Consider the following 12,693-nt stretch of genomic DNA (forward strand, 5'->3'; position numbering starts at 1 on the left):
TCAATAATCTGTTTTACCTTTTAAAATACTCTTTTAAGGATAAGCCATTAAAAAGAAAAACCTGATTTTTCAACCAGGTTATTTCTTAATATTAATAGGAATATTTGGTTCAACGGTTATATATTGCAAAATCTTTATGCTCAATTTTAGCTAAATCATTTTCAGGCAACGACCTGAAGTAATTATAAGTTATTTTTAAACCTTCAGCACGGTCAACCTTTGGTTCCCAATCTAAAATGACTTTTGCTTTTGTAATATCTGGCCTGCGTTGTTTGGGGTCGTCTTGAGGTAACTCTTTATACACTATTTTTTGAGAAGTTCCGGTTAATTTGATAATTTCTTCGCAAAATTGCTTAATCGTAATTTCGTCAGGATTACCAATATTCATGGGCTGTGCATAGTCGCTCATCAATAAACGATAGATACCTTCAATCAAATCATCAACATAGCAGAATGAACGCGTTTGGTTGCCATCTCCAAAAACCGTTAAATCCTCACCCCTCAATGCCTGACCGATGAAGGCAGGTAAAACCCGTCCATCATTTAGACGCATCCTTGGGCCATAAGTGTTGAAAATACGAACGATACGAGTTTCAACACCATGGAAAGTGTGGTAGGCCATTGTCATTGCTTCCTGAAAGCGTTTGGCTTCATCATATACTCCGCGAGGTCCTACTGGATTTACATTTCCCCAATATTCTTCTGGCTGTGGGTTTACGCTCGGGTCGCCATAAACTTCAGAGGTAGAAGCAATCAGCATTCTTGCGCCTTTGTTTCGGGCTAATCCTAATAGGTTATGGGTGCCTAAAGATCCAACTTTTAGCGTTTGTATGGGGATTTTTAAGTAATCAATGGGGCTTGCCGGTGAAGCAAAATGCAGGATGTAGTCTAAATCCCCTGGAATGTGTACGAACTTAGAAACATCGTGGTGATAAAATTCGAAGTTTTCTAATTTGAAAAGATGTTCGATATTAGCCAGGTTACCGGTAATTAGATTATCCATACCGATAACATCGTAGCCTTCGTCAATGAAACGATCGCAAAGGTGTGAGCCTAAAAAACCTGCAGCTCCTGTAATTAAAATTCTTTTTCGATTCATGTTAATCTATTAATTTTCTGCCAATGCTGTTATAAAAATGAGCTCGGTCAATCATCTTTTAGAGATTATAAAGATCCGGATCATCAAATATTACTTTTGATTAAGCGTTATGCTGTTTTCATAATCTCATTTCCAGAGATATAGTCAGCATACGCTAAGGCTAAACCTTTACTTAAGTCTGTTTTATGTTTCCAACCTAAACCATGAAGCTTACTCACATCCATCAGTTTCCTCGGTGTGCCGTCTGGTTTTGATGCATTAAATTTTAACTCCCCCTCAAAACCAATCACTTCTTTTATGGATAGGGCAAGGTCTTTAATTGTCAAATCCTCTCCAGTGCCAACATTTACCAGGCCAGCCTCATTGTAATTTTGCATCAGGAAGAAACAGGCATCGGCTAAGTCATCAGCAAAAAGGAATTCCCTCATTGGTTTTCCAGAACCCCAAATCTCCACTGCATCATAATTGTTTTTCTTAGCCTCATCAAATTTTCTAATCAGCGCTGGCAGAACATGAGAATTTTCTGGGTGGTAATTATCGTTATATCCGTACAAATTTGTTGGCATTACTGATATAAAATTACAGCCATATTGCGCCCTGTATGCCTCGCATAATTTTATTCCGGCAATTTTAGCAATAGCATATGGTTCATTTGTTTCTTCAAGCAAACCGGTTAGTAAATAATCTTCCTTTAAAGGTTGTGGTGCTAATTTTGGGTATATGCAGCTTGATCCCAAAAACATCAGTTTTTTAACCTTATTTAAATAAGATTGATGAATAATGTTATTTTGGATAGCTAAATTTTCATATAGAAAATCTGCCCTGTACGTATTGTTTGCAACAATGCCGCCAACCTTTGCCGCTGCTAAAAATACATAGTCAGGCTTTTCCTGCTCGAAAAAATCAGTAACGAGTTGCTGATTGCGTAAATCAAGTTCAAGTGATGTCCTTGTGATTATATTACTGTAACCTTCTCTTTCAAGTTTGCGGTAGATGGCTGACCCAACCATACCACGATGACCAGCAATATATATTTTTGCGTTCTTTTCCAAAGTTAAGTGCTTAATGGTTTTATTCGAATTGATTTTTTACCTGGTAGCCTGCATCTTTAAGCATCAGTTCTTTTTGAAAATGCTCAACATCTGAAGTCATCATTTCTTTAACCAGAGCAGGTAAATCATATTTTGGTTCCCAACCCAATTTTGTTTTGGATTTGGTAGGGTCGCCAATTAAAAGATCCACTTCTGTAGGGCGAAAATAAGCGGCATCTACTGCCACTACTTCTTTACCAATTTCCAGTTGGAAATCTATGTTTGAGCAAGACACTACGTAAGCTTTTTCATCTACACCCTCTCCAATAAATTCCAATTCAACACCAACCTCCCGGAAAGACATTTTCACAAAATCTCTAACCGTTGTGGTTACACCAGTTGCAATTACATAATCTTCAGCAGTTTCTTGTTGTAAAATCAGCCACATTGCTTCAACGTAATCTTTTGCATGTCCCCAATCTCTTCTTGCATCAAGGTTTCCCAGAAATAATTTATCCTGAAGGCCAAGGGCTATTTTAGAAACTGCTCTTGTGATTTTTCGTGTCACAAATGTTTCACCCCTTAACGGACTTTCGTGGTTGAAAAGTATTCCATTACAAGCAAACATTCCATAGGCTTCACGATAGTTCACAGTAATCCAGTAAGCATACATTTTGGCTACAGCGTAAGGCGAGCGAGGGTAAAAAGGTGTGGTTTCACTTTGTGGAACTGCTTGAACTAAACCGTACAATTCGGAAGTTGATGCCTGATAGATACGTGTTTTCTTTTCTAATCCAAGAATGCGTAAAGCCTCTAAGAGACGTAATGTTCCAATACCATCTGCATTTGCAGTATATTCAGGAGTATCAAAACTAACTTTTACATGGCTCATCGCTCCAAGATTATAAATCTCATCTGGTTGAACTTCTTGAACGATGCGAATTAGATTTGTTGAATCACTAAGGTCGCCGTAGTGTAGTTTGAATCTGATATTGATTTCATGAGGGTCTTGATAAAGATGATCGATACGATCAGTATTAAACATTGAACTTCTACGTTTAATACCATGCACCTCGTATCCTTTTTTCAATAACAGTTCAGCTAAATATGCTCCATCCTGACCGGTAATTCCTGTAATAAGCGCTTTTTTCATTTTATGAGATAATTTTTTTGGTTTTTTGTTGAAGGCCTTTATTTAGAAAACTAAAGTATTTATAGTTTATAAATCGAACAATAGCCCTTTGTTACTATGTGGTTTACGTTCAGTTAATTATGACTTGATTTTATTGGTAATCTGAACCCAGTTTAGCAACCACTGCATTAGAAATCTTTTTTATTTCTTGCTCCATGGGCTTAGGATATATTAGTAACACATGTCCATCATCAACAACAATAAAGTTGCTTAAGCCTTTTACCACTGCAATTTTTTGATTTGGTAATTGAATGAGACAATTTTGAGTATCTTCCAGCACTGAGGCTTTCCCCGAAAATGTATTACTATTTAAATCTTTTTCCATTACTTCATGTAAAGATGCCCAAGTGCCTAAATCCGACCAGCCAAAATCGCCCGTAATGGTATAAACATTGTCAGCCTTTTCCATAACAGCATAATCAATAGAGATATCGCTTGAAAGGGGATAGTTCTTAGCAATGAATTCATGTTCATTATCAGTATTGTAGATGTTTTTCTGATTGAAAATTGTAAAAAGTTCTTCAGCATATTTTTCAATAGCTGAAAGGATTGATTTTTACATTCCAAATGAATATCCCTGCATTCCAAACGTATTTTCCGCTTTTTACAAACGCAGTGGCTTTTTCCAAAGCGGGTTTCTCCAAAAATTCTGCTACCTTATAAACATCTCCATTACCTGGCTCGAATTTAATATAGCCATATCCTGTATCTGGCCTGGTAGGGGTAATCCCTAAAGTTATTAGTGCATCATTATGAGTGGCAAAATCAACAGCTTTTTCTAAGCTGGATATGAAAACCTCTTCATTTAATATCAGATGATCGGATGGTGCAATAATAATATTTGCATCAGGATTTAAGGCTTCAATTTTGAATGTTGCATAGGTTATACATGGGGCTGTATTTCTTCTGCAGGGTTCGGAGATAATATTTTTAATTGCCTGGATACCAATTTGCTCTTCAATAATATCTGTATAAATCTCATTCGTTAAAATGTAAATATTTTCACTTGGACAGATTTTTAAAAATCGCTGGTAAGTCAATTGAAGTAAAGATTTGCCACTACCCAAAATATCGATAAACTGCTTGGGAAAATTATTTCTGCTTTTTGGCCAAAATCTACTCCCAACGCCACCTGCCATAATTAAAACATAAGTGTTTTTATCTTGTGTCTGCATCTTATGAGTTTAAATCTTGTGATATGATGTAAAACGGTTTGTTGTTGAATTACATTTTTTATTGATCACAGTTTCATCTTTTTACAAAGAACCATTAATTTAACGGGCCTGGCAATGGCCCTTTATGACTAAGCATTGCCCAAAAAAGTAAACTCTATGTGCAATAAAAAAAGGCAATAACACTTAAGTTATTGCCTTTTTTAGAAGATTGAATCTCAGATTAACCCACCATACTATCCGTTACTCTTTTAAATCCTACTTTTCTTACCGTTTCTATAATTGAATCCTTATCGTACCCACATTCTGCCCATAACTCAGGTTGTTCTCCATGCTCAACAAATTGATCAGGAATACCAAGGCGAATTACATTTGTTGAATAACCGTTATCAGCCATAAACTCCAGCACAGCTGAACCAACTCCACCCTGGAGTGATCCATCTTCAACAGTAATCACATGTTTATACTTTGAAAATACTTCATGCAGCATTTCTTCATCCAGTGGTTTCACGAATCTTAAATCGTAGTGTGCCGGATAAATCCCTTCACTATTTAATTCAGTACGTGCTTCAACAGCAAAATTACCTACATGGCCTAAGGTTAACAAGGCCACATCATCACCGTCGCATATCTTTCGTCCCTTTCCAATTTCTAACGCTTTGAAAGGTCTTTTCCAGTCAGGCATTACACCATTGCCGCGAGGATAGCGGATCACGAATGGTCCAATATTCTCTTGCTGTGCAGTAAACATAAGGTTGCGTAGTTCTTCTTCATTCATTGGAGAAGAAACCACCAAATTTGGAATGCATCGCATATAAGCAATATCATAAGCACCATGGTGTGTTGCACCATCTGCACCAGCCAAACCTGCTCTATCTAAACAGAAAACAACATTTAGTTTTTGTATGGCAACATCATGTATTACCTGATCATAGGCCCTTTGCATAAAACTAGAGTAGATATTACAAAAAGGCACTAAACCTTGTGCAGCCAAACCTGCAGAAAAGGTTACTGCATGTTGTTCAGCAATACCCACGTCAAAAGCACGCTTTGGCATCGCTTTCATCATGATATTTAGTGATGAACCTGAAGGCATGGCAGGTGTAATCCCAACAATTTTATCGTTTGCCTCTGCCAATTCCACCATGGTATGCCCGAAAACATCCTGATATTTGGGTGGCTGAGGTTTATCAGGCACGCTCTTCTTAATTTCGCCTGTTATCTTATCAAAAAGACCTGGCGCATGCCATTTTGTTTGATCTTTTTCAGCTAATGCAAATCCTTTGCCTTTTACAGTAATACAATGCAATAATTTCGGACCCGGAATAGCAGATAAATCTTTTATCGTTTGTGCTAAACGTTTAACATCGTGGCCATCAACGGGCCCGAAATATCTAAAGTTTAATGCTTCGAATAAATTGCTTTGTTTTAAAAGCGTGCCTTTTATACTTTTCTCAATTTTTTTAACGTATTTGTGTGCGTTAGGACCAAGCTTGGAAAGGCCAGCCAATACATTTGAAATATCATCGCGAAACCGGTTATAGGATTTTGAGATGGTAATGCTCGTTAAATATTCTTTTAATGCACCAACATTTGGATCAATCGACATGCAATTGTCATTCAAAATAACCAGCACATTACTGTTTTCAATACCAGCATGATTCAATCCTTCAAAAGCCAAACCAGCAGTCATTGCGCCATCTCCAATTACTGCAACATGCTGCCGGTCTGTTTCTCCCTTTAACTGAGACGCAACAGCCATTCCTAAAGCTGCGGAAATAGAAGTTGAAGAATGACCCACACCAAAGGTGTCGTATTCACTTTCTGAAATTTTCGGAAACCCACTTATACCTTTATAAATACGGTTGGTATGAAATAAATCTCTGCGGCCAGTAAGGATTTTGTGTCCATAAGCCTGGTGCCCCACGTCCCAAACCAATTTATCATATGGGGTATTCAGTGCGTAATGCAGGGCAACTGTTAATTCAACAACACCTAAACTGGAGCCAAAATGGCCTCCATTCACACTCACAACATCAATAATGTATTGACGTAATTCTTGGCTTATTTGTTCTAAGTCAGATTCTCTATGTTGCTTTAAGTCAGCAGGATAGTTGATTTTAGATAATAGGGGGCCAGCTTTAACTTGCATTCAGTGGTTGGGTAAAAAAATAAGATACAAAGTAAGGTATTTTTGTTTTAATACAAAAAAAAATCTTGAGGCTAAATTCAGCTAGCTCCGGAGCAAGCCATGTCCAAATAAATTAAATTGATTAAAGCATATTTACAAGCAATAATCATGTATTATTAATACTACTTAAATTTAGATTTTGGTATCTCTTTATCTATTATCTTGTTTGCTTTTTCGACTAGTGTTCGGCGCTAATCTACTTTGTTTATAATTTTATTTATAAAAGCTCAATTTAGAAGTATGATAAATTTAACGCAAAACACTCCGATACGAAAACTTAACAGTGTAAAAATTGGTGATGAGATCATTGATGACTACTATTCTTCTGGAAAAGTTGTGAAAATTAGAAAAGCAGTAATTAACGACTTGAAGGAATATCTATTTCAATTAGATACGAATCAAACAATTTATATATTAACTGGAAGTAATTAATCTTCGAAAATCTTATCAAACAGTGTAATGTTTTCATTATCACTGTTTCTTTCTGGCTTTTTTTTATTTTTGTATAAATGCAGTCAGAGAATTTTGAAATTAAACTTCCGGTTTTCGAAGGCCCCTTCGATTTACTTTTGTTCTTTATTGAGCGTGATGAACTAAATATTCAAGATATCGAAATTGCAAAGATCACCAATGATTTCCTGGCTTATATCCATCAACTCCTGGCTCTAAACGTAGAAGTGGCAAGCGAGTTCATTCTCGTTGCTGCTACCTTAATGCGAATAAAATCTAAAATGCTTTTGCCTCGGATTGAGGTTGATGAGGCAGGAAATGAAATTAACCCGGAGCAGGATTTGATCGCCAGACTGATCGCTTATAAACAATTCAAATCTGCTGCTGAAGAAATGAAGGTTTTTGAGGAAGCAAGGATGAAACAGGAGCGAAGAGGTAACATTGAATACGATTTAACATTGGCTGCTGAATCCTCTTCACATCAAGATGAACTTTTGTCGCTTGACTTATATAAACTTTTAACGGTTTATCACCGAACAATGCAAAAATATGAACTGCGAAGTGAGGAGGTTAAACATACCGTTGTTCAATACCCTTATACCATTGAACAACAAAAACATTTTATAGCGAATTTACTTGATATTAATAAGCAGATTGATTTTGCCCTGGTGCTTAAGAATTCAGAGAATAAAGTACATTTCGTTTATAATTTCTTAGCGATTTTAGAAATGCTGCAACAGCAGATCGTAGAGATAACCATAGGTAGCGGATTCAATAATTTCAAAGTGAAATCGCTAACATAACTTCATGGTAGTGGCTTACCAACCATTTACAGGTTTTACCAACTATTTACAGGCCTAGCTTGATTGATCTGTTTGGTAAGCTACCGAACAAGGATAGATAATCAAATCCCAAAACATCGGGCATCTGACACCTGACTTCCGACACTCCTTGTAATTAACTCATATTCAACCCCTGTATTAGCGATTAATTTCTTACTTTTGCCAAAAAAATACAAACCTATATAAGGATGAAACGCGACACCCAAATTTTTGAACTTATTGATAAAGAACTTAACCGCCAGGAGCACGGATTAGAGCTTATCGCATCTGAAAACTTTGTAAGCAGGCAGGTAATGGAAGCTGCTGGTTCTGTACTCACTAATAAATATGCAGAGGGATTACCAGGTAAACGTTACTATGGTGGTTGTCAGGTGGTGGATGTAGTGGAACAAATTGCAATTGATAGAGCAAAAGAGTTATTTGGAGCAGCGTGGGTTAATGTTCAACCTCACTCTGGCGCGCAGGCAAATGCAGCGGTTATGTTAGCTGTTCTTCAACCCGGAGATAAAATTTTAGGCTTCGATCTTTCTCACGGAGGTCACTTAACACATGGTTCGCCGGTTAACTTTTCGGGTAAATTATACCAACCATTATTTTATGGGGTAGAGAAAGAAACCGGATTAATTGATTATAAAAAATTAGAAGAGGTTGCATTAGCAGAGAAACCAAAATTAATTATCTGCGGTGCATCAGCATATTCACGTGAGTGGGATTACGCTTTTATCCGTTCTGTAGCCGATAAAATTGGTGCTTTGGTGTTGGCAGATATTTCACATCCGGCGGGTTTAATCGCTAAGGGTTTATTGGCCAACCCACTTCCACATTGTCATATTGTTACAACTACTACACATAAAACTTTACGTGGCCCTCGTGGTGGGATGATTATGATGGGCAAAGATTTTGAAAACCCATGGGGATTGAAAACGCCTAAAGGCGAAACCCGTATGATGAGTAATCTATTGGATATGGCTGTTTTTCCTGGAACTCAGGGTGGTCCATTAGAGCATATCATAGCAGCAAAAGCAATTGCTTTTGGAGAAGCATTAACTGATGAATACGGTACTTATATTAAACAGGTAGCAGCTAATGCGCAAGCAATGGCTAAAGCTTTTGTGGCAAAAGGTTACGGAATTATTTCTGGCGGAACTGATAACCATTTAATGCTTATTGATCTTAGAAATAAAAACATCACCGGAAAAGTTGCAGAGAATGCTTTGGAAAGAGCTGAAATCACCGTTAATAAGAATATGGTTCCGTTTGATGATAAGTCGCCATTTGTTACTTCCGGTATTCGCGTAGGCACTGCTGCAATTACTACCCGCGGTTTAAAAGAAGCTGAAATGGAGAAAATCGTTGATTTGATCGATCAGGTTTTAACAAATCCTGAAGATGAAGCAAATATCAATGCAGTTAAAGCAGAAGTGATCAATCTGGTTGGTGCATTTCCACTTTATAAATAATATTATATATATACTTTAGATACATAAAGAAAGCAGTTACATTAGTTTGTAGCTGCTTTTTTGTGCACAAAAGAAGTGTTAAGTCCTTTTTGCAAATGATCCTACTATTGAACAGATCATGGTAATCCTACAATCTTAAAATCCTGGTCTAAAAGTAAAGGGCCGATATTCTTTTGAAGAAATATCGACCCTTACCATCTAAATTAACGCTCTCGAATATATAAACGGCTTCAGACAGAAATTGTTTTGAGAGAAATGAAAAAAAATTAATTTTTCTCATAACAACCTAGCGACGAAGGAAAAAATCTGGTCATATTTTTTATATCCCTGTTAAGATAGCTGTTAAAATAAACATCGGTACTAAGGTCATATCCTTTTTTTAAAGCCGGACTACCACTTGTTAACTCAAAATTTTCTAAGCGCTGCGATACAAATGCCGGGTCTGTGTTTAAAATATTGTCATTGCTGGCATAAGTGGTAACTGTGGTCTTGATTAGATTATTCCAAATATTGCTCTGAACAATGGCTGAAGTTTTTTGCTGGATATCTAACTCATTACTTAATGAACCCCAGATAATATTATTGGTTAAATCCAGGCTAAGATTGTTGTAGGCTTTTGTAGATAAGTAATCTGAAAAGCTCAGCGCTGCGGTTTTACGTGGAAAATTCAAATTATAACCCGCAAAGGTGTTTTGCTTCAAATTATAATGGCCACCCCCAACAGCATATATTAAGTAATTACCACAATTGTAAAACAGGTTATTAAAAGCTAATAACTCTGAGTGATATCCTATGTATGCAGCAACCTGCATGTTTTTTATAATTGTATTACTCAGGATCAACTTCGGATTTGCGTTTATTGAAAGTGAATCTGAGGTTATACCTACTGATGCATTCTTGATGGTAGCGTATTTGATCTCACCGCTACCGGTTCTTTTTAAAAAGATTCCTTTCCATTGTCCCGGCTCATTACTATATAAGCTTTCCAGCCTATCACTACAAAATAATATAGGCTTATTAATCGATCCATTGGCGATTAGATTGCCCTCAATGTTCAAGCTTGCATCTTTATGGAAATAAAGCCGGGCACCAGGCTGTACCGTTAATGATGAGTTGCTTCTAACCGTTACCGCCCCATTAATGATATATGGTAGATCATCTGTCCAGGTGGTATTGGTATTGATTGATGAACCATTAATGAAAACAGCATTTTGTCCATAAGCAGCCAATTGAATAACCTGCCTGTTTCCATTCGTGTTGAATATGATCGAATCTTGCACAATGAAAGGTAATCCGTTTGTGTTTGGATTAATGGTAACCTTAACGAAAACATTTATTGAATCTCTGGCACTGATGATAAGGTTTCTTTTAGTACTGGCGTTTTCCCCATTGATATTAATGTTAAATGCAGATGAATTTCCACCAGCTAAACCGATATCGGAAATACTAATTGCAGCATTGTTCTTATTCAGGATCTTTATGCCTTTAGTAATAGAACCAACGGATGTGAATACAGTGTCGAATAAAACGCTGTCAGTGGAAAAAGCAAGCATTGCATTTTGATCTGTTGTAATTCGCTCTTCTTTTCTGCAACCAGAAGAGATTATTATTAGTATAAAAGCAAAGCAGATCATCTTGGGCATAAATCAAACTTAAATAATTTTTGAGTGATTGCAATAAAGATTATTTAATACAAACAAAGCTATTCAGCATAAGCCAGTGCAGCAATACTTACCTTCGAAGCACCACAACTCAAAAGCTCATTAGCACAAGCTTCCAACGTAGCTCCGGTTGTTACAACGTCATCAACCAATAAAATGTGCCTGTTCTTTAGTAAATCTGGTTTAACGGCCTTAAAAACGTCCTGCATATTTTCATACCTGTTGTATCTGCTTTTTTTTGTTTGGCTTTCCGTTGCAATATTTCGAATGAGATCTGTTTCACTAAATGGAATGCCCATAATATTCGAAATCCCCTCTGCAATATAGGTGCTTTGGTTATAACCCCTTTGTTTTAGCTTTTTCAAATGTAACGGAACTGGAATAATCAAGTCTACATCCGTATATAATAAGCTTAGTTTTAATCTTTCGCCAAGCTTATTCCCTAGTAAAATTCCAATATCAGTTTTTCCATTGTATTTTAAGTTATGGATCAGGTTTTGAACCTTGGTTCCTTTTCTGAAATACAACATGGCCATCGCAGCGTTTAGGGGTAGTCTTCCCCATAATTGTTTGGCCACTCTATTTTCGCTATGAATATGGTAGTCAGTAAAAGGTAAATCGTATAAACATTTTGTGCATATCAAACGCTCACTGTAATATAAAGGAATGCCACAAGCATTACAGAGGTTTGGAAACAGCAATCCTATTAAATCATAACCCAAACGTTTAACGGCTAACATTTATCTAATCTATTAAATTTTGTTTGAATATTAAATCAAAGTTATTGGAAAAATTCCAGCCCGTTCTCCCATATATTCATCATCCGATCCTTCTTTTTGAACGTCTACCGGTTGCCAAACGGCCTTTTATGGAGATGGGTTCAAGGTCATATGCCCCACGTCCAGGCCTTGATTCCCTTAATGACTTGATGGCCCATGAGGGATTTGGCTGTGGCCGCGTTAAATTTTTCCCTTTGATGGACAGTGGCTTACGGAGAACAGCAGAAGAAAAGCGACAAAGGCTTTGGAAATGGGTTTGTTTTTTCTACCTTTGCATCCCGCTTCGGAGGAGACGGTAAGGTTGAAAGGTTGGGCATGGGGATCGTGAGAGAGGAAAAGGGCCTGGATTTTTTTTCAAAATAAATTTGGAGAGAAGAAAAAGATCGCTACCTTTGCGGCCCGGTCCGGAAGGAACGGGGGGCCGGTCGGAATGCCGGCGCATTGAAAGGCAAAAGGGAAAAAGGGACGGCGAAAAAATAAATCGTTTTTTATTTGGAAGTCAGAAAAAGATTCCTACCTTTGCACTCCCAACGGAAACGAAGGGAAAAAAGAGATCAGGTGGCGGATGTCACGACGATCGACGAACAAAGATCAAAACGAGCGGAAACAGGGAAGAGACGAACAAGACTCATGCCCGATGGAAGCGAGAAGATACACAAAGAGGCCGCCGCGAGGTTCAAGGCCGGAGAAGTTCTTAAAAGAGATGTCAATGTAGCGCAAGCGGGGTAATGAAGTACGGATTCAAGTACAGAGTTCCGAAGCTTGATTTTAAAGTCAATGTCTGACAGACATAACAAAAAAAGATGACCAATTTTA

10 protein-coding genes are annotated in these 12,693 nt (G+C 37.3%); 2 read left to right on the forward strand and 8 right to left on the reverse strand.

The window, feature by feature from the left end; genetic code table 11:
- Positions 1-109: 109 nt before the first annotated feature.
- From DU508_RS22725 to dxs, 6 genes are all read right to left on the reverse strand, one after another.
- Positions 110-1,099 (reverse strand): UDP-glucuronic acid decarboxylase family protein, encoded by a 990-nt coding sequence (locus tag DU508_RS22725; protein WP_115404964.1) that lies wholly within the window; start codon positions 1,097-1,099, stop codon positions 110-112.
- A gap of 107 nt (positions 1,100-1,206) precedes the next feature.
- On the reverse strand, positions 1,207-2,151 hold the full coding sequence (locus DU508_RS22730; RefSeq protein WP_115404965.1) for a GDP-L-fucose synthase family protein: 945 nt from the start codon (positions 2,149-2,151) through the stop codon (positions 1,207-1,209).
- 19 nt (positions 2,152-2,170) lie between these two features.
- Positions 2,171-3,283 carry a GDP-mannose 4,6-dehydratase gene (gmd, locus tag DU508_RS22735; RefSeq protein ID WP_115404966.1) on the reverse strand — a complete coding sequence of 371 codons (1,113 nt, stop codon included), beginning with the start codon at positions 3,281-3,283 and terminating at the stop codon, positions 2,171-2,173.
- Between the two features lie 130 nt (positions 3,284-3,413).
- Complete coding sequence (locus DU508_RS24275; RefSeq protein WP_317047859.1) at positions 3,414-3,731, reverse strand: hypothetical protein; 318 nt, start codon at positions 3,729-3,731, stop codon at positions 3,414-3,416.
- Positions 3,732-3,855: 124 nt separating this feature from the next.
- Positions 3,856-4,497, reverse strand: a complete 642-nt coding sequence (locus DU508_RS24280; RefSeq protein WP_317047860.1) for a mannose-1-phosphate guanylyltransferase — start codon at positions 4,495-4,497, stop codon at positions 3,856-3,858.
- A gap of 220 nt (positions 4,498-4,717) precedes the next feature.
- Positions 4,718-6,646 (reverse strand): 1-deoxy-D-xylulose-5-phosphate synthase, encoded by a 1,929-nt coding sequence (gene dxs / locus DU508_RS22745; protein WP_115404967.1) that lies wholly within the window; start codon positions 6,644-6,646, stop codon positions 4,718-4,720.
- Positions 6,647-7,194: 548 nt separating this feature from the next.
- On the opposite strand from dxs, the gene DU508_RS22755 reads away from it, so the two are divergent.
- Together DU508_RS22755 and glyA are read left to right on the forward strand one after the other, a co-directional pair.
- Positions 7,195-7,938, forward strand: a complete 744-nt coding sequence (locus DU508_RS22755; protein WP_115404969.1) for a segregation and condensation protein A — start codon at positions 7,195-7,197, stop codon at positions 7,936-7,938.
- A gap of 227 nt (positions 7,939-8,165) precedes the next feature.
- Positions 8,166-9,437 (forward strand): serine hydroxymethyltransferase, encoded by a 1,272-nt coding sequence (glyA, locus tag DU508_RS22760; RefSeq protein WP_115404970.1) that lies wholly within the window; start codon positions 8,166-8,168, stop codon positions 9,435-9,437.
- Between the two features lie 266 nt (positions 9,438-9,703).
- Here glyA and DU508_RS22765 read toward each other — a convergent pair whose 3' ends face one another.
- Positions 9,704-11,080 (reverse strand): hypothetical protein, encoded by a 1,377-nt coding sequence (locus DU508_RS22765; RefSeq protein ID WP_115404971.1) that lies wholly within the window; start codon positions 11,078-11,080, stop codon positions 9,704-9,706.
- A gap of 59 nt (positions 11,081-11,139) precedes the next feature.
- On the reverse strand, positions 11,140-11,838 hold the full coding sequence (locus tag DU508_RS22770; protein ID WP_115404972.1) for a ComF family protein: 699 nt from the start codon (positions 11,836-11,838) through the stop codon (positions 11,140-11,142).
- Between the last annotated feature and the right edge of the window lie 855 nt (positions 11,839-12,693).

The organism is Pedobacter chinensis (assembly GCF_003339865.1).
Classification (GTDB): domain Bacteria; phylum Bacteroidota; class Bacteroidia; order Sphingobacteriales; family Sphingobacteriaceae; genus Pedobacter; species Pedobacter chinensis.